The sequence below is a fragment of the Actinotignum timonense genome (genome assembly GCF_900155575.1).
In the GTDB taxonomy this organism is placed as follows: Bacteria; Actinomycetota; Actinomycetes; order Actinomycetales; family Actinomycetaceae; genus Actinotignum; species Actinotignum timonense.
In genome coordinates, this window is the sequence record NZ_LT706966.1 from 376,881 (window position 1) to 399,046 (window position 22,166).

Genomic DNA, 22,166 nt, shown 5'->3' on the forward strand with positions numbered 1-22,166 from the left:
CCTCACCGCCACGAGCTTCGCTTCCGCCCGGCGCAGTGCCGCCCGGCGCGGTGCCGCCCGGTTCCGTACCGCGAGGTTCTTGCTGTTCGTCCACTTATCCTCCGTAAACGTGCGGGGCCAGGGTGCCCACAAAAGGCAGATGCCGGAATTGTTCGGCATAGTCGAGTCCGTACCCCACCACGAACTCATCGGGAATATCAAAGCCTAGATAGTCAACCTGAACGTCAACTTTAGCCGCCTCGGGTTTTCGCAGAATAGCCGCGATCCGCACCGATTGCGCCCCGCGATCCAGCAGGTTCTTCTTCAGCCACGCGAGGGTAAGGCCGGAATCGATAATATCTTCCACGATGAGGACGTGCCGGCCGGTCACATCAGCATCCAGGTCCTTCAAAATCCGCACCACGCCGGAGGATTTGGTACCCATCCCGTAGGAGGACACCGCCATCCAATCCATATTCAGCGGAGAGTGGATTTTCCGCACCAGATCCGCCATCACCATGACGGCGCCCTTGAGCACGCCCACCACGAGCAGATCACCATCGTAATCGGCGTCAATCTGGCGCGCCATATCCTCAAGCTTCGCTTGGATTTCCTCATTTGTGACGAGGATTTTTTCCAACTTATCACCCATATCGGTGTGGTCCATCACCATCTCCTTGAGCAGTTCCGCTGTGCATCTAAGCCTAACGCGCGAAGACGACAATATTATCGCGCCGAAGCGCTCGCGCCCCGGGCAGGTCGCAGTGGCGCACGCCGCCCGGCCCGGTCACCAGCGCGTCGAGGGCCTCGATATGCCCCGCGTTCACCTCCCCGCCACGCGCTCCAGCGCGCAGGGCAAGGGCACGCAGAATNGCCCTCCAGCGGGTAGCCGAGCTCCTCCAGAGCCGCGCGCGTGGCCCGCGCCGCCCCCGCAAAATCCGCGCTTTCCCCGCGCTCACGCGCCACCAGGTGCCCGAGGGTTTCGGCCAGGGTGTTATCCGATTCGGTGAGCATGCGGTCCACCAGCTCGCGCACGCTCGCCGAATGCACCGTGGCCAGCGGGTGGGCCGCCGCTTCCTTGGGTGCCTGCCCCGCACGCACCTCCGCCACCTCAACGCCGGCCCCGCGCAGCTGCTCAGCCAGGGCATTCCCGGCGTCGAGGGCGGGCGTAGCGCTGTAGTGGTAGCCCACCGCCCCGCCATTCACGGCAATCGGCGTGATGGGTGCCACGTAGTCGTGATTGATCGGGTCAAGGGTGGGCGCATACTCCGGCCCTGCGAAAAGAGAGGTATCTACGACGACGCTCACCGGGCCGCCCGGGTGCTCGCGCGCGTAGGTGGCGGCGGCCGCGGCCAATTCCGAAAGATCGCCGCGGGCAATGGTGCCCGGGACCTGGGTGGCGGCGGTATCGGGAGCCAGGAATACATCGCCCCCGCCGATGAGGTGAATGGTGGAGCCGGAAGCGGCCACGCTGGTAGCGAAGCGGCGGTCCGGGCCGAGGGTTTCCAGGGCCACCCGGGCGGTCACCAGTTTCATATTGGAGGCCGGTACCCGCGGGACTTTTGCGTCTTTGCTGGCGAGGACCCGCCCGGTGGCAGCCTCGCGAATTTCGTAGGATACCTGGCCCGTGGGGGCCAGGCGGGCGGCGAATTCCTGGCCGAGGGCGGCCACTTTGGCGGCGCTGGCATCCTCGAGTTCCGCGGGCGCGGGAGCAGCCGGAATGGTCACGGCCGGCACAGGGGTGGGATGCGGATACGGCGCGGCGGCATCGGCCCTAGGTCCCAGGGTGAGCAATCCGGGGGTAAGATCAAAGGCATCAGCGAATGCGTACCCGCCCGCAAGAAGGAGCACCAGGGACAAAGCGATCTGAGCTTTTCCTTTCACGGGCCTATTCTTGCACGGAACGCAGCTCGTATTCTTAGGTGTTCTTATGTGCCAGCCGTCAGCGAGGAGAGCTTCACATGATGGAATTCGATGTCACCATCGAAATCCCCAAGGGAAATCGAAATAAGTACGAAGTAGATCACGAAACCGGGCGGATTCGCCTGGACCGCATGCTTTTCACATCCACCCGGTACCCCGATGATTACGGATTTATTGATGACACCCTCGGTGAGGACGGCGATCCGCTGGACGCCCTGGTGCTGCTTGAAGAGCCCACGTTCCCGGGTTGTGTGATTCGGTGCCGCGCGCTGGGCATGTTCCGCATGCGTGATGAAAAGGGCGGCGACGATAAGGTGTTGTGCGTGCCGGCCTCGGATCAGCGGGCCTCCTGGCGTACCGAAATTGAGGATGTTTCGGAATTCCATCGCCTGGAAATCCAGCACTTCTTCGAGGTCTACAAGGATCTGGAGCCGGGCAAGTCCGTGGAAGGCGCCCACTGGGTGGGCCGCGAAGCCGCGGAGGAGGAAATCCGGGCTTCCTTCCAGCGGGCCATTGACGAAGGCTATTACACCGCACACGAAGCACAGCCGCCCAGCCAGCACTAAGCGGGCAGCCGGCCAACAGTAGGCGGGTAGCCGGGCCAATAACCCCAAATAGAAGCGCAAAAAGCGGGAGCTATGCAGATAATGCACAGCTCCCGCTTTTAGGTATCTTGCTGAGCTCCCGCTGAGCTCACACTGAGCTCACGCAGCGCAACCTAGTCAATAATCCGCACGTAGGTGGGACTACCCCAGATCGGGCCTTCGCGGGTGCCGCCTTCCGGATTGGTGGCGGCGATATGCATGCCGTTTCCGGTGTAGATTCCCACGTGCCCGGGCCACCACAGCAGGTCGCCGGGTTGGGCTTGGGAGGGGGAAATCTCGTAGCCGGCCGAGCGCTGCGCCCCGGAGGTACGCGGCAGGGAATACCCGAAGTGCCCGTATACATAGCGGGTGAAACCGGAGCAATCCCAGCCCGAGGGGGTATTGCCACCCCACACATAGGGCACGCCCACGAATTGCCGCGCGAAGCTGACAATCGCCCAGCCATCACCCGAAGGCGCCGGGGCCGGTTCGGGTTCCGGTTCAGGTTCGGGGGCCGGAGCGGGTGCGGGCGCCGGTTCCGGATCAGGTTCCGGTGCGGGAGCAGGGGCGGGTGCCGGCGCGGGGGCGGGCTGAGCTTCAGCCTGGCGCCGAGCCGCTTCTTCCGCGGCCGCCTGGCGGGCCGCGGCTTCCCGAGCCGCTGCCTCACGGGCGGCCTGCTCCTGGGCTGCCGCTTCGGCCGCGATGCGCTGGCGTTCAGCTTCGGCCTGGGCACGCGCCGCGGCTTCTTTCTGTTCTTGCTGGGCGCGTTCCAGTGCCGCCGTCGTACCCTTTTGCCGGGCGAGGGTTTCGAAAAGTTGGTCGCGTTGCGCTTCGATGGAGGCCAGTTGGCTATCCAATTGGGAGGCGGCCGAGCTGGCGTCCTTCGCGGCCCCCTCGGCGCGCGCGGCAATCGTGGCCTGCTCATTGGCCTTGCGATCCGCTTCGCCCTGGAGGGTATCGGCAATATCGCGGGCGGCCTGGTAGCGCTGCAGCTTCTGGTCGGTGGCGTGGCCCGCGGTGCGGAAGGCGCGCTGGCGGTCATCGGCATCGCGCAGGGATTGCGCCCCGAGCAGCGCGTTGGCGGCGGTGAGCGTGGTGGAAGAATCCCGGTACATCGCCGAGGAAATCGAGCCGAGTTCCCCGCGCGCCGCATCGGCTTCCGCCCGGGCACTATTGGCCACCACCTGGGCATCCATCGCGGTATTGACCGAATCTTCCAGGTTGCGCTGGGCGCGCTGGGCTTCGGCCGCCTTAATCACCACATCGGTACGCGCAGCTTCGGCCTGGGAGGCGAGCCCGGCCAGCGAAGCTTCAATCTGCCCGATACTTTGAGCTGTTTGCTTTTCCGCGGCCCGCGAGCGATCAATATCGCGATCAACGTTATCCGCGCGGGCACCGGGTAGCACTGAGAGAGCGAGGGCGCAGGCGGCCAGCACAGCCGTTAGGCGCCGAGAACGATTCTCCACACGACCTCCAGAGGGCGGGCTTTCCCGCGCCCCGGACGGGTGCGCGCAGACTGAGCCCACAATTCGATATAAACACTAAGAACATACCTCACACCAGTCCAAAACGAAACATCTGCCCCAAAATTTCACAGGTGTAATTCTGTTCTTTTTCGTCACACTGGCACCTCCGGTCACTTTTATAAGAATGTGATTCACGTCGTGAACTTGACGAATACCGCCCTCGCCTGCCTATGCTTGCATCATGTTCGTCATGCGAATGCCCAACTAGCGCACGTTCCGCGGCCCAGCCGCCCTAACGTGCGCTATCAGCCCTGCTGATTTTGGAAAAGAACACCAAGTAGAAAAATAAGCGGGCTGGTCAGAGCGCATTCGCCGCATCGCACAATTCCATTCCTGATATTCCACATTTCACACCTCTGGTTTATCCAGAATGGATATTGCTGCGCCTGAGAAAAAGAATATTTTCCTAGGTTTATGCCGGGGCGTTATCTGCCGCCCGCTCCCCATCACATTTTTGAAGGAGAGCACCATGTCAGAAAATCAGAATTCCCAGCACATCGCAGCTACCCCGGAGGCTTTGCACTTCGATACTCTTCAGGTGCATGCCGGCCAGGTCCTCGATTCCGATCACGGCGCCCGGGCGCTGCCGATTTTCCAGACCACGTCCTATGTATTCAAGGATAATGAGCAGGCTCGCGGGCGTTTCGCACTCACCGATCCGGGCATGATTTACACCCGCATCACCAACCCCACCCAGGGTGCTGTCGAAGAACGTATTTCCGCGCTGTACGGCGGCACGGGCGGGCTGCTCCTCGCTTCCGGTTCGGCTGCTATTTTCTACGCGGTCACGAATGTGGCGCAGGCCGGAGATAATATTGTGTCCTCCGATTCGCTCTACGGCGGGACCTACAACCAGTTCAAGCACGTACTCAAGAACTTCGGCATCGAGGCTCGTTTCGTGGAGAATCCTGCGGATCCGGCCAATTGGGAAGCCCTCATTGATGAGAACACCAAGGCCCTCTACGGCGAAACGATCCCGAACCCGAAGCAGGATATTCTCGATATTGAGGCGCTGGCCAAGCTCGCCCATTCCCACGATATTCCGCTCATTGTGGATAATACGATCGGCACTCCCGCCAATGTGAATCCCTTCGATTTCGGGGCGGACGTAGTGGTGGATTCAGCCACCAAGTTCCTGGGCGGGCACGGCACCTCCATTGCCGGTTCCGTGGTGGAACGCGCGGGCTTCAACTGGAAGAACGGCAAGTTCCCCGGTTTCCACGGGGTGGACGAGTCCTACCACGGCATCGTCTGGGGTGATCTTCCCGGCGCTCCTTTCACAACCCGTATCCGCGCTACCTTGCTGCGTGATACCGGCGCCGCCATTTCTCCCTTCAACGCCTTCCTGATCGGGCTGGGCCTGGAGACCCTTTCCCTGCGCATCGACCGCCATCTTTCCAATACCCGCGCAGTGGCGGAATTCTTGGCCGAGCACCCCGGGATTAACTCGGTGAACTGGGCTGGCCTGCCGGATAATCCCTATCACGAGCTGGCCGCCAAGTATGCCCCGAAGGGCCCCGGTTCGGTCTTCACGGTGGAAGTTGCGGGCGGATTTGAGAAGGCCGCGGCTTTCGTGGAGTCCCTCCATCTCTTCTCCAATCTCGCGAATATTGGGGATGCGAAGTCGCTGGTGGTGCACCCGGCTTCGACCACGCATTCGCAGCTGACCGCGGAAGAGCTGGCAGCCAATGGTATTAGCCCGGCCACCGTGCGCCTGTCCATCGGTATTGAAGATCCGCGCGATCTTATTGCCGATATTCGCCAGGGCCTCGAGTCCATCGCCTAGAGCTAGAAGATCAAGGATTATCATGACGCCCAGCCCCCAGTTCCTCGTGGGACACGCTCCCCTAGACCCGGTCACCGATGCCGAACCTATCGGTGATTTCGATACCGGCTACACCCCCGCACCCCGCCTGACCGAGCGCCCTACCGGCGCCTGGCTGGAAGGGGATGACCCGGGTGAGCGCCGCTTCGCGGATCTTGGCCCCCTGGAACTGGAGCTGGGCGGCCGCCTGCCGCAGGTTCGGCTCGCCTACGAAACGTGGGGGCAGCTCAACGCGGACCGCTCCAATGCGGTGCTGCTGTGCCACGCGCTCACCGGGGATTCCCATGCCGCGGCGCGCGATGGGCAGAGCGGCTGGTGGAAAGATATTGTGGGCCCGGGCCTGGCCATTGATACTGATCGGTATTACGTGGTGTGCCCGAATGTGTTGGGTGGTTGCCAGGGAAGTACCGGTCCGGCTTCCCCGGCTCCCGATGGCCAGCCCTGGGGCCCGCGCTTCCCGGAAATTACCATGCGGGATATGGCCGCGGCGGAGGCCCGACTCGCCGATCTGCTCGGGGTGGAGCGCTGGGCCCTGGTGGCAGGGGCCTCCTTCGGCGGCTGCCGCACCATGGAATGGGCGGCTTCTTTCCCGGAGCGGGTGGGTGCTTTTGCGGTGCTCGTGGCGGGCCCGGCCAGCACCGCGGAACATATTGCTTATGCCCATCTACAGAATTTGGCGATTCGCCTGGATCCGCGCTGGCGCGGCGGGCATTATTACGATGCCGAGCCCGATGAGAGCGGGGTGAGCGGCCCGGATGCCGGGCTCGGCCTCGCCCGTGAAATAGCGCATTTAACTTATCGCTGCGCCCCGGAGTTGGCGGCGCGTTTCGGGCGCACCCCGCAGGAGGGTGAAGATCCGCTGCGCGGGGGTCGTTACGCGGTCCAATCTTATTTGGATTATCACGGCGCGAAATTGGTGGCGCGTTTCGATGCGAATTCCTACCTGACGATCAGCCAGGCATTTATTACTCACGATATTGGGCGCGGGCGGGGTGGCACCGCGCAGGTGGTGGCGGGGCTGAAGCAGCCGGCGCTCGTCGTCGCCGTTGATTCGGATCGGCTTTTTTATCCGCAGCATATGGCGGAATTGGCCGCGGCTTTGCCCGGGGCGCGCCCGCTCCAGACCGTGCATTCCGCGCACGGCCACGATGGTTTCCTTATCGAAAATAATGAGGTTTCCGCGATTATTGCGGATTTCCTCGCCGAGGTTGCGCCCGCGAAAATCGCGCCGGTTGCAACCGCCCGGGAGGGCGCTACCCTTTAGCCACCGCGCCGCCCGCCACTCGGCCCGTTACTCGCCGAATTGCGACCAGTCTTCGCCGAGCACGGTGCCGCGCGCGTCGATCATCACGTGCCCGGCTTTGCCGCCGGCGTGCAACCACCCCGTGTAGATGAGGTCTTCGGGCGCGGGGCAGGTGCCTTCGCATTCGGGCAGCTCGGCGGCCGCGGATTTGACTCGCACGAATACTTCCGCGCTTTCCAGCTGCTCGGCGGTCAATCCGATCTGAGCGGCGCGTTCGCGCACGAGGGTGGTGGCGCGGGTGAAGAGCGCGGCTTCGAGCTGGGTGTAGTCGAAGGTGGGGATGCGTTCGAAACGGAAGGGCCGCGAGGCCGCGAAGCCGTAGGGCGTGGTATCGCGCGGAAGCGCCCAGGAGTAGGTGACCGCGGCGTTATTGTGTTCGCCCACGGGAACGTCAATTTCGAGGCGGCGTTCGCGCACGAGGGCCCGGAACGCTTGCGTGGTCCCGGCTTCTTTTTCAATATCGACGACGGCGACACTCAGGTCTTCAGCCCCGCCCGTGAAATAGGAGCGCAGTGGGCCGCCGCCCCAGTCTTTGATTTGGGTGGTGACGATGCGGACGGCTTGGGGTGGGTTGAGGAGGGTGGGCAGGAGGGTGCCGCCCAGGAATAATGCGATGCCCGTGAGCGTGGCGGTGAGGGGGCGGAGTGGGTGGTCGTGCGCGGCGGCGGTGTGGAGGTAGCGGTAGCGTAAATAAATAATGCCGCCCAGCACGGTAAGGGTACCGATCACGATGAGGGCGATGTAGAGGGTGCCGTGCCAGTCGTTCATCCAGAGCAGGGCGAGGGCCCCGAGGATGAGTCCGAAACCGAGCGCGGGGAGCAGCCGGGTGGCTGTTTCCCGCAAGCCGGGCTGGCTTTGTGTTGTGGACACGTGCGGCTCCTCCCTATGTGATGGGCTGTTAGGGGGATTCTACAAAATTCCCCATCCAAAATAACTAATAATTTTATATAACGAAAACCCAAATAGCGAATGCATTTCGCTATTAGCTCAAAAAGACGTAGTTCCCTTGAGGCTGGCGTGCCCGTAGAATCCTAAGTGGGGAAAGATTCCAGCTCTCCCCACCGCGCAACGGAGCGCACGCTACCCAGCCGGGCAAATTCGCTTCATTGGGTGGTAACAACCGAGACGGAGGTTCCATCATGAAACGGAAAACAACAACCCCCAACCGCTCATGAAGTCCCTCGAATCTCGGAGATCATTCTCGGCCCTGCTCATTGCGGCCTTATTGAGCGTCATCGCGGTTTTTTCACTGGCTTCCATAGGTGTTGAGCTCCCGTACCGGAACAAGGTTGTGCAGAAGAGTGGACTTTTATACACCGAAGATAAGTCACAAGCATCTCTCGCCTATCGGCCTGATCATGCGTTCATCGATTCTCACCTTATGAGCGTCCTCTATGTGGAACCCTTAAGGCCAGAGATTCCACCACCCCTGGGGCTTGATACTTGGCCCACAGCGGGGAACACGGCAGTTAATCGTTCTGCTCTCCCCTACCGCGATCTTATTGAGAGCCAATTCGGCCCCATAACAGCAATTATTGACGACTCTGCAACCCTTGAGGGCGAACTACTGGTTATCAGTCGCCCCGCAAACACCGAAGCTTTGCCTGAGCTTGCCCGGGCAGGATCTCAAGCATCGCTCTCCCCGGGATTCACCACAGATCCAAACAATGCGCCCGGTTTCCGTTTCAGCATTGTGATGTACGAGGACTGGGCCAAAAACCTTCTCCCCCTCGCGCTAATTGTTATCGTCCTACCCATTTTCCTCTACATCCTGGCCTGCCGTAAGAATTTTCAGAGCAGCATTGCGCAGGAGCAATTCATTCTTCAATGCGTGGGGGCGCGGCGCAGTCACCTCATTCGGCACGCCAGTACCCGAGTCATTCCGCCAGTATTACTCGGTGGACTAGCGGGCAGCGCCGCGGTCACCATTCTCATGAGCGGTGTTATTCGCCTGCCTTTCACCGGATTCCACTTCCACCCACAGGCATTTCTCCCCCAGCTAGGCTGGATCATCCTCGCCTTGCTAGTCACACTCGCTGCGCTCGCGCTGTTTTTCGCCTGGCCCCGCCTCACACTTTCGATGCGCCCAGCTCGGCAAAAAAGGAAGCATCCTCGGCTTGGCCTAGCTCTCTTCACTATCGGGATTCTCTTGGCAGCAGGATTCCAATGGTATCTCTGGTGGATTCCCTTGGACATTGCTTCTGCCGCCATTCCTATAGGTATTATTCTGGTCCTGCTCGGCCTGCCGGCAACCTTCACGCTGCTTACCCGTGCCGCGGCAAGCCTCGCCACCAGATCCCGCCGGGATCACCTCACTGATCTCACCACCCGCTGGGTTATGCGCCATCCCGAGGTAGCTTCCCGCTCCGGCACCCTCGCGGGCTGTTTCCTCATTATCGGAACCCTGCTAATCGCTTGCTTCAACGCGGTCGCGGATACCGATAAGGAGATGCCGCCACTTCCTGAGAACCTCAGTGCAGTTTATTCTTCCCTTGTGTGCCGCCCCAATACTCCGGGCTGCCTCGAAAATGCCGCTGCTCAGATTCACGCGGCCCGTCCGGATGCCGCCATTATCGCCGCCGGCAACGGAATCGGAGTGGTCCCGCTAGAAGCCGGGCAGGTTGCTCCAGAAAATCTAGAGCTGGTGCTCTCCGATTACCTTGCCCCGTTATATGGCGCACCGAAGAAAGATCTCCCCGAAAACCTAAACCGCGGCGGGCTCGTCACCCTCATCGAATCAGATGGCCCAGATTCTGGAGAAAAGCTCCTCAGCCAAATCCACAGCTTGGACCTGGGCAGCCCGATCCCCGCGCTATCCGCACCGCTAGGTGAAGATAGCCGCGGACTGGCACAAATCTACCGCCAGCATTCCACCTGGCTCAGCCTCTTTACCACCTTCGCTTTCATCTGCGGGCTGCTGGTGGTGTGGCTGAATTTCTCCCGGGAAGCCGAAGCCCAGGCACGCGACGCCGCCGCTATCACGGCACTCACCGGGCAAACCCGCACGGTTGCCCGCATCCTCGCCCGGCGCACCCTCGCCACCAATATCGTGACCGGTATCGCCGCCCTCGCGGTCGGCACCTTCCTGGCACGCCAATTCTTACTGCCCGGAACCGGATTTATCCCCTGGGAGTTCATCCTCACCATCGCCGCGATCTACGGCTGTTTCATCGCCGCGCAATCCATTCTTGTGTATCGCCGGCTAACCGCACGGGCCCGCGCGTGGCGCCCGGGAAAGGATCACCATGAGTATTCTGCACTGTGACAACCTCGTCTGCGGCTACACCCACCCGCTGTTCAGCCCCATCACGTTCACCCTCAACGGCGGGGACACCCTCACCGTCATGGGCCGCTCCGGCGTGGGGAAAACAACCCTCCTCACCACGATTCTGGGAATGCATAAACCCATCTCCGGCACCATCGAGGTGAACGACACCAATATTCACCACCTCCCCTTCAACCGCCTCGCGCGCCTGCGTTCCACAACCATCGGCACCGTTTTCCAGCACGGCGAACTCATAGCCGGATACACCGCCCTCGATAACGTGATGCTTCCGCGCCTGCTGTGGAACCGTCATGATGGCGACGTCGCCACAGAGGCCAGCGAGCTCCTCGGCACCCTAGGTGTCCTCCCCCAAACGATGGCTGAAAACCTCTCCGGCGGGGAACGCCAGCGGGTAGCGCTGGCCCGGGCGCTCATTAATCACCCGCGCCTGCTGGTGGCTGATGAACCGACCGGAGCGCTGGATACCGAGCTGCGCGATGAAGTCCTCAGCCTCATCCTCGATACCGTGCGCGAACGCGATTGCGCCCTGCTGCTCGTCACCCACGACCCAAGCATCGCCGCCCGCACCGACCGCACCCTCGTCCTCCAGCCGATCCTCCCGCCGAACGCCCAGCTAGAGGGCGCCCAACCGGAAGCGGCACGTGCTACCGCTGCCGCGGGGTAATTGGGCGTGATAGGTTGTCCCTGAGAACACCGGGGCTCTCATCACTTTCCTCGAGATTGCGAAGAATCATGAAACTCAACCGTGTTCTTGCGATTATTATCCTCATCGGAATCGCGATTGTTATCGGGACGATTCTCTACGCCTCCCAGCTTTACTGGCCCAAGGTTGCCGATGAATACCCTTCAACGCGGTCCGATCTGATCGCCCTGGTTTTCTTCGGAGGATTCCTCCTGCTTCCGCTGCTCGCCTCGGCGCTGTGGGCAACGATGCCACAAACATCCACGGCAAAGAAAGCACTCGGCGCAATCGGATGCATGGTTCTCGCAATCGTAGGCTTCGTGATTTTCCGGTGGGGGCCGGAATGGATGGATACGCTGCGCGGCTATACCGATTTCCCGGTGTTCTACCGCAGCGTCAATACGATCCCGGAAACAGCTATTGCCCTGGCCCCATTCCTCCTGGTCACACTGGTGACCGCGATCCTGACCTTGCGGAAAACCCGAAAGACCCGAAGAACACCACGCGGGCGGTAAAATCGAGGAAAAGCCGAAAGGATGAACGTGACTCGAGCCGCCGCACCCCACCACCCCGCGCTCGCGTGGGAACCCGACCTCCTCGGCGCCGGTTACGAACGCCTCACCCTTCCTCTTCCCGACGACGACGAAGGCGCCGTCATCGCCACCCTTATCCGCGCACTGCCACCTGCGGGCGCGCCTACCCCGAGCTTCGCTTTCCTCGCCATTCACGGCTGGAATGACATGTTCTACCAGTGGGCCCTTGCCGAAGCGGTCACAGCTGCCGGCGGGGCTTTCTACGCAATCGACCTGCGTAAATATGGCCGCTCCTGGGATCCGCAGCGGCAAAGCTACGGCTACACGGACAGCATGCGGGTGTATTTTGCCGATATTGATGCGGCCCTGGCCGCCATGCGAACCGACCTCCCCGCGCGCTTCGGCCCCGCCGCAGCCCAGCTCCCCACCATCCTGTACGGGCATTCCACCGGCGGCCTCACCGCCACCCTCTACGCCGGCTCACGCCGCGGGAAAGATCTAGCTGGCCTGGTGCTTAATTCACCGTGGTTGGATTTGCAGGTGGGCGCGGCCGGGAGCGCCGTCGTCGTACCTGTGGCGGAGCTGGCGGCGCGTACCGCACCGAAAAAACCGCTGCCCGTACACGACCCCGGCTTTTACGGGATGGTGCTCGACGCGTGGCGTCCGGAAGGAATGACGCGGGTGCCCGGAGCACCGGAAGGCACCAGCGATCCGTTTTGGACCACCGGGTGGACTCCGGCCTGGGATATGCGCCCGGATCCGGCGCCGATTCGCGGCGGCTGGCTGCACGCGGTTATCCGGGCGCAGCGCTACGTGGCGCGGAATGTGCGGCTGCGGCTGCCGGTGCTCATGCTCACCGCGGCGCGCAGCATCGTGGCCACGGCGTGGAGCGAGGAGCTGCGCGGGGCCGATACTGTTTTGGACGTCGAGCAGATGTGGGCCCGGGCCGCGGAAATTGCCAGCGATGTGCATATCCTGAAATTGGATCATGCCGTGCATGACGTGCTGCTCTCCCGCGCGCCGGTACGCGAAGCCGGATTCGCGGAGATTCGGGAGTTTTGCCAGCGGCAGGTGCGGCGGGCGCAGCGGGCGCGCTAAAGGCAGCATAAGAAAAGGGGAGGCTCCGGGAATTCCGGGGCCTCCCCTTTCTCTTGCACTAGGTGCTGCTAGTTGTTAGCGGCGGACGATGGGGGTATCAACACCATCCCCGTCCCAGTCACCAACCAGCATCTGGTCACCAGACCGGCCATAGTAGAGGGTGATATCAGCGTTCCCGCTCTTGAGCGAGTTCGCCACAAACACCTGGTTACCACGGCGAACAGCGAAGGTATCCTTACCATCGCCATCCCAGTCACCAACAAAGATCTGGTCACCGGCTCGCCCGTAGGAGAAGGACGTTTCCGCCTTGCCGCCCGTGAGAGTGTTATTCACGAAGAACACATTCCCACGCTGCACCGCGAAGGTATCCTTGCCATCCCCGTCGAAATCACCGGCGAGCAGCACGTCGGCCTCGCGCCCGAAGCTGAATACCTGGTCGGCATCCCCCGAGCGGATCGAGTTGAGGACGAATACCTGGTTGCCGCGGCGTACCGCGAAGGTGTCTTTACCGTCTCCATCCCAGTCACCAACCACGATGGTGTCATCGGCACGTCCGAAGGAAATCACTTCATCAGCCACGCCTCCGGTGAGGCTGTTCTGAATGAAGATCTGGTTACCGCGGCGCACTGCCAAGGTTTCCTTGCCGTCACCATCCCAGTCACCGATGAGGACCTGATCTGCGGCTCGCCCGTAGGAGAAGACCTGCTGAGCAACCGTGGAGACCCAATCGTTGGACAGGTAGAACACGTTTCCGGTATCACCCGGCTTGCCCGGCGTGCCCGGTTCGGGCGCCGGAGTACCCGGCGTACCAGGCGTACCCGGCGTCGGGTTCGGCGCAGGAGTCGGGTTCGGCACCGGCTGGCCCGGCGTCGGATCCGGAGTACCCGGCGTGCCCGGCTCACCCGGAGTGGGAGACGGCGCCGGAGCACTCTCCTGAGTCACCGTAACCGTGACGGTCTTGGTCACGGCAGCCCCGGCAGCATCGGTGGCAATGAGGGTCACCGTATTCTCGCCCGGGTTGAGCACCGTGCCCGGTGCCAGGGTGAGAGCGGTATCGCCCGCGGCCCCAGCTGCACCGTCGTCCTTCACCGTGTACTTGGCGAGTACCTCGGCGGCCAGGGCCTGCCGGTCAAGAGCGCCGGCGGGCGCCGTGAGTTCCACGGTGTCCGGGCCCTCGATCACGGGCAGGCTGTCCTTCGTGAAGGAGATGGACTGCGCGGTGGAGTTACCGGCCAGGTCGGTACCTTCCACCGTGAGGGTGTAGGTACCGGCCGCCAGCTCCGCGGTTTCCACGGTGTAGTTGAGAGCGGTCGCGGCATCACCGGCGGTATCGCCAGCTGCTGCGTCGTCGGCAACCGGAGCATCGGCCTCAGCCATAAGTCCAGCCGCATCCTTCACGCCCGCAACCACGCGGGCGGCGTCGTCCTTATCCGCCACGCCGTTCGCATCGGTCTTGACGGCCTTCGCGGCATCCGCACCGTTCGCACCGGCATCGTTTCCGCCACCGAAGTAGGTCTTGACGTCCACGAGACGGGGCTGCGGACTGTTTATTGGACATTATCGCTTAAAACCGCTTGACGATGCTCCACAATCGTTAAACCATCGAACTTCAAGGTAATACGCTTCTGGTTATAGAAGAACATATACTCGTCTATCGCCTCGCATAACTCATCGGTTGTAGCCCACTTCTTCCCGTGATAAATCTCGGTTTTCATCCGCCCGAAAAACCCCTCACAAGCAGAATTATCCGGACTACACCCCTTCTTCGACATCGACCGCGTCAACCCGTAACGCCGCGTAAGCTCAATCCAGGACACAGACCGGTAGTGGACTCCCCGATCCGAATGGATCACGAGTGGATGCTCACTCTGGCCGGCTTGTAGCTCGTTTAGACGCTGGTGCGGGAGGGTTGCCAGGGCGTTTTCAAGGGAGGAATCAGCCAACACTGAGGTTGGGTGTAATCCCCTCGTATACGCCACGACTTTCCCGTCATAACAGTCAATAATCGGGGAGAGATAAACCTTCCCGTTAGCTGCGTGGAACTCGCTGATATCCGTGAGCCAAAGCCGTCCGGGCTCATCAGCGTGGAAGTCACGCTCGACTAGGTTTTCCGGTGCCGGGCTGATCTCCCCGCCGTAACTAGAGTACTTCCGGCGTGCTTTGGCATACCTGACCGGGATTTCCTCTTCCCGCATCAAGCGCTGGATGACTTTCTCCGAGACCACATACCCAAGCTTTCTAAGCGCTAAACGGATACGCCGATACCCATACGTATACAAGCCCTCGCGCGCGATCTGAGCGATCAACTCACGCAAGCGAGCATGCTTGTCAGGCCGCTCTAGCTGTTTAGCGGTGTAATAGTACGAGCTTGCCGGCAAATCCAAGGTATCTAAGACCATGGCTAGCGGCGTGGTAGAGCGTAGCTGGTTAGCTACCCGTGTTTTCTCTACCGCTTCACTGCGCCCGCCTGTGCGGGCTTTTCCTTTTTTTGCTAGCTCGAGCTGGGCTTTCAAGACGCGTTTCTGCACGATTAAATCGGCTACAAGAGCACGTAATTCTTCCGGGTCTTGGGGTAGCTGGGCTTCCAGTTGGTGGCGGGTTTTCGCTTTGATCTGGTCGCATTCTTTCTCGTTCATGAGTCCTAGACTGCCTTCCGCATCCCACTTTTTAACCCAAGCATAGATGTTTGTGCAGTTCACGATTCCTAGATCCTGGGCGATAGTGTAGGCGTTTTCCCCGCTGCGGAATCGCTTGCAGGCAGTTACTTTCACGTCCGTTGATATTTTCTGGTTAGGGGCGTGTTTCTTCGGTTTTCTCTGCTCTGGTTTCTCGTTGCTATTCCGGATCCATTTGTAGAGCGTGTCTCGGCCTGGGTAGCCCAGTTTACGGACTGTGGCGGTTACCGATTGCGTGCGTTGGTAGGTGGTGAGGGCTTTACGGATCTGCTCTCTCGTGTACGTACGCTTACTCATTGAACGTTCTCCTTAAAAATCTCTAGGAAACCGTCCGCACCCCCGACTGTCCTCAACGGTCTGGCCGAGCAGACCCGCATCGGTGCTCTGCTCGCTGAGCACGTTCCCGTTGAGGAGAACGCGCGCGGCCTTGAGGTTGGGGTCGGTCACGCTGGTGGCAATGGCAGCGCCGTCGCGAATAACCGCGCCGTCCGTGCCGTTGATGCTCACCGCCGGGCCTTCCTTATCCACCACCACGGGGATGGTGTTGAGCAGGGTATTGCCCATGCTGTCACCGAATTGCACAAGGACCGTATCGCCATCCGCAACGGGGAATGCCTGGTTGAAGCTGCGGGTATTGGTCTTGGTGCCGCCCACGGTGTGGTCGATAATGCTGCGCACCACCGAGCCGTTGATCTTGAGTTCGTAGCCCCAGGCATCATCGGAAGCGGTACCCGCGAAGGTGACCTCATCCGAATTCGCGTAGAGCACGCCGTTGTACAGGGTCGGTTCCGTGAAGGACACCTTGGGGTACCCGGTATCCCAGAACACGCGCAGGATGCTATCCATGCGGACCTTACCCTCGGTATCGGTCACCTTCATGTGGAAGGCGTTAATACCGGTGGTCACCGGCACCGCGGTTTCGAAGGTGCCATCGGCCTGCACGCTCACGTTAATCGGGTCCGGAACCACGTAGGCGCCGGCCTCGTTCACGGTCACGCGCGGCTGGAGCACAAAGGCGGACACGCCCTGCGCCTTACCGCGCAGCACCAGCTTGCCGTCCGCCGTGGTTTCCGCGGTAGACATATCCGGTAGGCACGTGGTGCCGAAGCACTGCACATTCGTGAAGGTGGGTGCTTGGTACGACGACGTATCTTCCGCCACGACCTCCCGGCCTTCGTAGGTGACCGTTTCGGTGGTGGTATTCCCACCATCGGAGGCCACCACGGTGGCGCTGACGGCGTCAGCTTCCGGGGTGAAGGTCGTGGTGAATCCGCCGGTGGCATCCACCGTGACATCCGTGCCATTCACCTTGACGGTGAGGGTGGCACCGGGGCGCTCATCGCGCACATTACCGGTGATCGTGACCGAACCATCCTCGGCCACCGGCTGCTTACCGCCGGCATTGAGGGAGGTAATCGCCACGCTCGGGGCCACCGTATCGTAAGTGACGGTCAGCATCGTGCGGGTGATTTCGCGGCCGTTATCACCGTAGGCAACCACGGGGATCTCCTGGGTACCCGCGGTGAGCGGGACCAGGGCGGCGAAGAATCCGCCACCGAGCTCCGCATCGGTGCCGGCCACGGTGACGCGGGCCACCGCATCGGAAGCCAGACCGAAGACGGTCAGCTTGCCGTCCTTGACGAGGCGGTGATTCGGGGTGAAGACCTGGGTGTTATAGGTGTTCAGGCTCGGGATCTCGATGGCGTTCGCGCCCAGCACCTTGGTGACCATGGTGTTATTCATGCCCTGGTCGGCCACGGTAACAATCACGTAGGAAACGCCTTCGGGAAGCACCACTTCGAAGGAAGAATCGGAATTCTTGGTGACCGGCTTGATCTGGGTGCCCTTATCCGTTTCCACCATCGGCGAGGAGAAAATCCCCGAGCCGGTTTCGGTCACGGTGAAGGGCAGGATCTTCTGGCCGTCACGCTCGAAGGGTTCACCCACGGAAACTTCGGGAGCCACGGTATCCACGCCGAAGGGCATATCGAGGGTCTGCCAGTCGAAGCGATCACCCAGGCGCGCCTTGACGCGGTAGGTGTAACGCCCGTCCGGAATTGCCTTAAAGCTCGCGCTGGACGCATCCCACACCGTGCCATCGAAAGCATGGGTGCGATAGGCCTGCGCAATATTCTTCGTGCCCAGGGCAGTACCGGCGATCTGGCGGGAAAGTTCCTGTTCCTCACCCACGCGCGTCACGAGCTTGCCGGCCGCATCGTAGATTTCGAACTGGGCTTCTTCCGCGTTACGCAGCTGCGTGAGATTCGGGACAACCGCATCAACGTTATTGTCCTTATTGGGCGAGAGCCAGAATTCCCCGAAGATATTGTTCTTCATGGGCAGGGTCATCCCGAAGATCGTGGTGGTCAGCTGGGAGGTGGAGGTATTTCCCTCACCCCAGGTCTGGCCCGGAGCCACGAAAATGGGTTCGGCGTTCCAGTCCCCGGCGAAGCCCAGGTAGGGCACCTTAATATCCGGGGTTTCTTGCACGCCTTCGAGGACCGCCCAGCCTTCCACGAAGTGGTTGCCCTTGCTCGGGGTGAGCGTGAAGGTAACCTGGGTGGTTTCCCCGGGTGCCACGGTGAGGACCTTGCGGTCCGCCGTCAGCGTTTCCTTGGAAATGAAGGTGGAGGTGGTGTCGTTCGCGTTATTCGTTTCGTTAACCACTTCCTGGCGCGGAATCGCGTAGGCCGCTTCCTTATCGCCGTGGTTGGTGAGGGTCACGGTGAAGGACACCGGCCCGTTCACCTGGCCCAGGGCCACCGAATTGGCACCGTCCACGCGGGCGTGCACCTGGGAAGCCAGGGCGTGATCCACGCGCACCAAACCGGCGCCGATCTGGCGCGGGGCGTAAGGAACGCCGTCGTGCCGCGGAATTTCCGCGGTGTTCATAAGCAGCGTTTCCGCAAGGCTGAGGCGATCCGCCCGGGACATATCCGGGAAGCGCTCACCGAGCACCTGAAGCACGCTGGCCATGGAGCCGGCCACGTTCGGAGCGGCCATGGAGGTACCGGACATCGAGCCGTAGGTATTGGAATTCAGGGTGGAGTAGACGTTACCGCCCACACCCGAAATATTCGGCTTGAAGTCCAGGTTGGAGGTCGGGCCCCAGGAGGTGAAGTTGGAGGGCGCGCCGGCCGTGGCCGAGGGCGTGGTCCGGGCTTCATCCGTGAGGGCGATGGTGACCGGGGTCTTAGCTTCGATTGCTTTCACGAGGCGCAGCGCATCGGAGCGGAACATCACGCCACCGGGGAAGGTGTATTCGTCAATACCGCCCATGGAGATCATGGAATCCCCGCCGGCTTCGTGGTTGTAGATAATTACACCGGCCGCACCGGCTTTTTGTGCGTTGCCGAACTTTTCCCCGAAGGTGATGCCGCCGCGCTCAATAAGAGCGTATTTACCGGCGGTATTTTCCGGGAATTCTTCGGGCTTGCCGGTACCGGCGGCTACCGCTTCGCGGGGCTCATTATCCGGCTTACCGGTGGCAAGTTCGTAGAAAATATCCTCGGACTTGTCCCCCACGGTCACGCGGGCGACCGAGCGGGTTTCAAAATTATTATCAATCGAGGCAACCGAAAGCGTGGCATCGTGAGCCGAGGGCGAGCCAATAACGCCGTCGTCCCATTTACCGAACATATCGTCTTCCCCGCCGCTCGGCGAGAAATTGAGCCCGGAGTTACCGGCGGAAATCACCGGGAGCACACCCTTGGCGCGCGCTTCTTCGATGGCCAGGCCCGCACCGTTGGAGTATCCGAAGCCGTTATCGGAGCCCAGCGAGAGGTTAATAACGTCGGCGCCCAGCTTCACGGAATCTTCAATGGCGGCAATAATATCGCCGTCGGCCGCGCCGCGCGAACGCGCCGGGTCATTGGAAAAGACCTTCATTGCCAGCAGCTGGGCATTGGGGGCCATGCCTTCCACCCGGCCGGTGGTTGCGAAGGTCTGGCCTTCATCCAGGCCGTTTGCCGCGGCAATACCCGCCACGTGCATGCCGTGCATGGACGAGGTGGTATCGACGATCTCGAAATTATCATCGGCGTAGTTGTAGCCGTTGGGAACCTTGCACGTGAAGGCGGGATTCGCAGCGGTGTTAATATTCTTAATCTTCGCGGTATCGCAATTGTCGATGCGCATATCGCGGTGAGTCGGGTCGATACCCGTGTCCACAATCGCAATAACCATGCCGGTGCCGTCCGCGCCGGCATCAGCCAGGGCCGCGGGCGCGCCCTGCATATCGCGCGAGGCATCTTCGAGGGGCACATTTTCCTGCGGCTGCGTTGCGAGGGCACCTTGGGCGAGCGCCTGCGTGGTACCCGCGTTCTGGGCGAGCGCGCTTTGGGCGACGGCGCGGGAAATATCGGCAGCGCGTTCGGTCGCGGCCACGTCTGTTGTTTGGTAGACGCGCTCACGCTTGACCGAGGCCACCGCGGCTTCCGCTTCCAGAGCCGCCATCTTATCCGCCGGCATCGTCGCGGCGAAACCATTGACGAGGTAGCCGAACTGGCGCTCAAGCTGCAGACCGTACTTCTCCGACCACTGTGCCACCAGGTCTTCCTGCGTGGCCAGGCTCTGCGCCTCACCGGTATCGCTGCCCAGGCGAGACTGGTCCTTGAGGAGCACAATAACCCGCACCCGCTCATTGGAGCCCTGCAGATCCTGGAAGGCAGCCAGCTCGGGGTTATCGGGAGAGAAGAGACCGGCGAAAGCGCCGGCGGGATTCGACGGCGCTGGCTGGTCCGCAGCGAGCGCCGGAGTAGTGAGTACGCTTAAGGCGAGCGCAGCCGTGACGGATAATCCGCCCAGGCGGCGCCAGTTAAAACCTGTCACACCTTCTCCTAACTTCGTGACGGGAGGGATCCCGTCGGGGAATCCGGTGTTGTCATTCCTGCACGGAGGCCAGGGTTCGGGAGAGGTAGGGCGACGGCGCACGCGGCGCAGCCTCCCCACCCCGCCGCGCATATCTACCAACCAGTGGAGAAGTTATGCACCCCTCCCGCTCAGCCTCTCACCCTTGAGCGATAGACCGGCAGTGCGTGACGCGTGGGAATACCGGATGCGGGCTATCATCGCAAAGAATGGTGCGCATCCGTCCAGAGCGTCCACAACGTGAACACTTCCGTTAGGTCATTGATATTTATGCGCTTAAAATTCGGGGCGCGGAGGCGGGCCGGGCAGCGCCGCGCAGAGCGGGCCGCGCGGAGTATCCCACGCGGCTCACCACCGCGCGCTCACGGCACGCCCGTTACTGGCGCGGCTGCCGGATCAGCGGCCAGGGATCCAGGGTTTCCAGGGCGGCCACAATGGAGAGCAGCAGCTGTTCTTCCCCGAAGCGGGTGGCACCCACGTGCACCCCGAAAGGTAACTCCGTGCCATCGACTTCCGCGCGGTGGATCGGGATGGCTACCGCGGCCGGTCCAAACATATTCCAGGAGCTGGTCCACGGGCTCACAATGCACTGGCGCCGGAAATCTTCAGCCGGATCATCCGGGCAGCACACCCAGGCCGGGTCGGCCGGCGGAGTACCGAGCGCCGGACTCACAATCACGTCATAATCCGCGAAAGCCTCCCCCATGCGCCGAGCAATGGCGTACATTCCCTGCAAGCCGGCCATGAGTTGCGGCGCGGTTGCTTCCCGCCCGCGAGCGCGCAGCCACCGGCTCATCGGGGTGAGGAGTTCCTCGCGTTCGGGCGGGAGCGGGATAGCAGCCGCGCCCGCCTGCCAGATCGGCATAAAGGATTGCCAGGCTTCCGGCCCGAAGGGCCGCGCGATCTGCTCCACCCGCGCACCCATAGCACGGAAATCTTCCGCGGCCCGCGCCACCGCCTCCAGGCAGGCGGGGTGGATCTCGGTATCAACATTGAGCGGTTCGGTGAGCACCCCCACCCGCAGGTCAGCCAAGGCGAGGGCGCGGCTGCGCGATTGCGGCCCGCACCCGAATTCCGCATCCAGGGTGGCCAGGTAGTCCCCCGCTCCCGGGTAGGGGCTCCAATCCCCGGGCCGGCGCCGCGCAATAATATCGAGTCCGGCCGCCAAATCGCGGGCAGTCCGGGCCAGCACCCCGGCGGTGGCCAGCCCGCTATCGGAGAAGAAGGAGGATCCGGGTCCGGGTGAGACCAACCCGTGGCTGGGTTTGATGCCGAGTACCCCGCAGTGCGCGGCGGGAATGCGGACCGAGCCGCCGCCGTCGTTCCCGTGCGCGATGGGGACCACGCCGGCCGCAACCGCCGCGGCCGCTCCCCCGGAGGATCCGCCGGCGCTGCGGGCCAGGTCCCAGGGGGTGCGCGCGGGGGTGAGGCCGTCCGGTTCGGTGTAGCCGACGAAACCGAATTCCGGGGTGGTGGTTTTTCCGATGGTCACGGTGCCGGCGTCCAGGATGGACTGGGCTACTCCGCCGGTGGTGGTGGCGATATTTCCGCGCATGGCCCGCGAGCCGTATTCGGTGGGCAGGCCGGCCACGTCGTCGAGGTCTTTGATGGGGAAAGGCACCCCGGTGAGCGGCCCTCCCCTGCCCTCTTTCAGTTGCGCGGCGGCGGCGTGTGCCTGCCGCAGCGAGAATTCTTCTGCGATATGTGTGAATGCACCCACCGCGGCGCCGCGGCTGCGGGCCCGTTCCAGCACCCGTTCGGTATGCGCAACGGGGTCCACACGGCCGGTGCGCATGCGCCGCGCCAGCTGCATGGCAGAAAGATCCAGGGGGTCGACGTTCTCCTCAAGAAATTCCATGTTCACAGTGTACGTGAGATAGGGC

At 62.2% G+C, this 22,166-nt stretch carries 15 protein-coding genes; 7 read left to right on the forward strand and 8 right to left on the reverse strand.

Annotated elements, in window-relative coordinates; genetic code table 11:
* Positions 1 to 94: 94 nt before the first annotated feature.
* Together hpt and CZ322_RS01625 are read right to left on the reverse strand one after the other, a co-directional pair.
* Positions 95 to 646, reverse strand: a complete 552-nt coding sequence (hpt, locus tag CZ322_RS01620; protein WP_016441812.1) for a hypoxanthine phosphoribosyltransferase — start codon at positions 644 to 646, stop codon at positions 95 to 97.
* Positions 647 to 705: 59 nt separating this feature from the next.
* Positions 706 to 1,863 carry a D-alanyl-D-alanine carboxypeptidase gene (locus tag CZ322_RS01625; protein WP_087069945.1) on the reverse strand — a complete coding sequence of 386 codons (1,158 nt, stop codon included), beginning with the start codon at positions 1,861 to 1,863 and terminating at the stop codon, positions 706 to 708.
* An 80-nt stretch (positions 1,864 to 1,943) separates the two neighbouring features.
* On the opposite strand from CZ322_RS01625, the gene CZ322_RS01630 reads away from it, so the two are divergent.
* Complete coding sequence (locus tag CZ322_RS01630; protein WP_026428653.1) at positions 1,944 to 2,468, forward strand: inorganic diphosphatase; 525 nt, start codon at positions 1,944 to 1,946, stop codon at positions 2,466 to 2,468.
* 152 nt (positions 2,469 to 2,620) lie between these two features.
* Here the strand turns inward: CZ322_RS01630 and CZ322_RS01635 are convergent, their stop codons facing one another.
* Positions 2,621 to 3,952, reverse strand: a complete 1,332-nt coding sequence (locus CZ322_RS01635; protein ID WP_087069946.1) for a C40 family peptidase — start codon at positions 3,950 to 3,952, stop codon at positions 2,621 to 2,623.
* A gap of 529 nt (positions 3,953 to 4,481) precedes the next feature.
* Here CZ322_RS01635 and CZ322_RS01640 point away from each other — a divergent pair.
* Together CZ322_RS01640 and metX are read left to right on the forward strand one after the other, a co-directional pair.
* Positions 4,482 to 5,798, forward strand: a complete 1,317-nt coding sequence (locus CZ322_RS01640; protein WP_087069947.1) for an O-acetylhomoserine aminocarboxypropyltransferase/cysteine synthase family protein — start codon at positions 4,482 to 4,484, stop codon at positions 5,796 to 5,798.
* 22 nt (positions 5,799 to 5,820) lie between these two features.
* Positions 5,821 to 7,101: a homoserine O-acetyltransferase MetX gene (metX, locus tag CZ322_RS01645; protein ID WP_087069948.1), complete on the forward strand. Its 1,281-nt coding sequence runs from the start codon at positions 5,821 to 5,823 to the stop codon at positions 7,099 to 7,101.
* A 27-nt stretch (positions 7,102 to 7,128) separates the two neighbouring features.
* On the opposite strand, the gene CZ322_RS01650 is transcribed toward metX, so the two are convergent.
* Complete coding sequence (locus CZ322_RS01650) at positions 7,129 to 8,010, reverse strand: hypothetical protein (protein WP_087069949.1); 882 nt, start codon at positions 8,008 to 8,010, stop codon at positions 7,129 to 7,131.
* A gap of 511 nt (positions 8,011 to 8,521) precedes the next feature.
* Between CZ322_RS01650 and CZ322_RS01655 the strand changes: the two genes are divergently transcribed.
* The 4 genes from CZ322_RS01655 to CZ322_RS01670 all read left to right on the forward strand — a co-directional run bounded on the left by CZ322_RS01655 (position 8,522) and on the right by CZ322_RS01670 (position 12,739).
* Positions 8,522 to 10,405: a hypothetical protein gene (locus CZ322_RS01655; protein ID WP_143231804.1), complete on the forward strand. Its 1,884-nt coding sequence runs from the start codon at positions 8,522 to 8,524 to the stop codon at positions 10,403 to 10,405.
* Positions 10,386 to 11,090 carry an ABC transporter ATP-binding protein gene (locus tag CZ322_RS01660; protein ID WP_087069951.1) on the forward strand — a complete coding sequence of 235 codons (705 nt, stop codon included), beginning with the start codon at positions 10,386 to 10,388 and terminating at the stop codon, positions 11,088 to 11,090. The genes CZ322_RS01655 and CZ322_RS01660 overlap by 20 nt, the downstream gene beginning before the upstream one ends.
* A 68-nt stretch (positions 11,091 to 11,158) precedes the next feature.
* Entirely contained in the window at positions 11,159 to 11,623 is a 465-nt protein-coding gene (locus CZ322_RS01665) for a hypothetical protein (RefSeq protein ID WP_087069952.1), read from the forward strand.
* A gap of 21 nt (positions 11,624 to 11,644) precedes the next feature.
* Complete coding sequence (locus CZ322_RS01670) at positions 11,645 to 12,739, forward strand: alpha/beta fold hydrolase (RefSeq protein ID WP_234984410.1); 1,095 nt, start codon at positions 11,645 to 11,647, stop codon at positions 12,737 to 12,739.
* Positions 12,740 to 12,814: 75 nt separating this feature from the next.
* Here CZ322_RS01670 and CZ322_RS10300 read toward each other — a convergent pair whose 3' ends face one another.
* From CZ322_RS10300 to CZ322_RS01690, 4 genes are all read right to left on the reverse strand, one after another.
* A complete protein-coding gene (locus tag CZ322_RS10300; RefSeq protein ID WP_087069953.1) occupies positions 12,815 to 14,266 on the reverse strand; it encodes a hypothetical protein in 1,452 nt (483 codons plus the stop codon).
* Between the two features lie 20 nt (positions 14,267 to 14,286).
* On the reverse strand, positions 14,287 to 15,711 hold the full coding sequence (locus tag CZ322_RS01680; protein WP_087069845.1) for an IS3 family transposase: 1,425 nt from the start codon (positions 15,709 to 15,711) through the stop codon (positions 14,287 to 14,289).
* A 12-nt stretch (positions 15,712 to 15,723) separates the two neighbouring features.
* Positions 15,724 to 20,244 carry a S8 family serine peptidase gene (locus tag CZ322_RS01685; RefSeq protein ID WP_159454970.1) on the reverse strand — a complete coding sequence of 1,507 codons (4,521 nt, stop codon included), beginning with the start codon at positions 20,242 to 20,244 and terminating at the stop codon, positions 15,724 to 15,726.
* Positions 20,245 to 20,659: 415 nt separating this feature from the next.
* The gene (locus CZ322_RS01690; RefSeq protein ID WP_087071126.1) at positions 20,660 to 22,141 is read right to left on the reverse strand and encodes an amidase; all 1,482 of its coding nucleotides are present in this window, start codon (positions 22,139 to 22,141) and stop codon (positions 20,660 to 20,662) included.
* Between the last annotated feature and the right edge of the window lie 25 nt (positions 22,142 to 22,166).

Excerpts from the sequence above, each read along its gene's own strand:
- hpt (WP_016441812.1), bottom strand. The coding sequence starts at position 646 with ATGGACCACACCGATATGGGTGATAAGTTGGAAAAAATCCTCGTCACA.
- CZ322_RS01630 (WP_026428653.1), top strand. The coding sequence starts at position 1,944 with ATGGAATTCGATGTCACCATCGAAATCCCCAAGGGAAATCGAAATAAG.
- CZ322_RS01640 (WP_087069947.1), top strand. The coding sequence starts at position 4,482 with ATGTCAGAAAATCAGAATTCCCAGCACATCGCAGCTACCCCGGAGGCT.
- metX (WP_087069948.1), top strand. The coding sequence starts at position 5,821 with ATGACGCCCAGCCCCCAGTTCCTCGTGGGACACGCTCCCCTAGACCCG.
- CZ322_RS01655 (WP_143231804.1), top strand. The coding sequence starts at position 8,522 with ATGAGCGTCCTCTATGTGGAACCCTTAAGGCCAGAGATTCCACCACCC.
- CZ322_RS01660 (WP_087069951.1), top strand. The coding sequence starts at position 10,386 with ATGAGTATTCTGCACTGTGACAACCTCGTCTGCGGCTACACCCACCCG.
- CZ322_RS01665 (WP_087069952.1), top strand. The coding sequence starts at position 11,159 with ATGAAACTCAACCGTGTTCTTGCGATTATTATCCTCATCGGAATCGCG.
- CZ322_RS01670 (WP_234984410.1), top strand. The coding sequence starts at position 11,645 with ATGAACGTGACTCGAGCCGCCGCACCCCACCACCCCGCGCTCGCGTGG.
- CZ322_RS01680 (WP_087069845.1), bottom strand. The coding sequence starts at position 15,711 with ATGAGTAAGCGTACGTACACGAGAGAGCAGATCCGTAAAGCCCTCACC.
- CZ322_RS01690 (WP_087071126.1), bottom strand. The coding sequence starts at position 22,141 with ATGGAATTTCTTGAGGAGAACGTCGACCCCCTGGATCTTTCTGCCATG.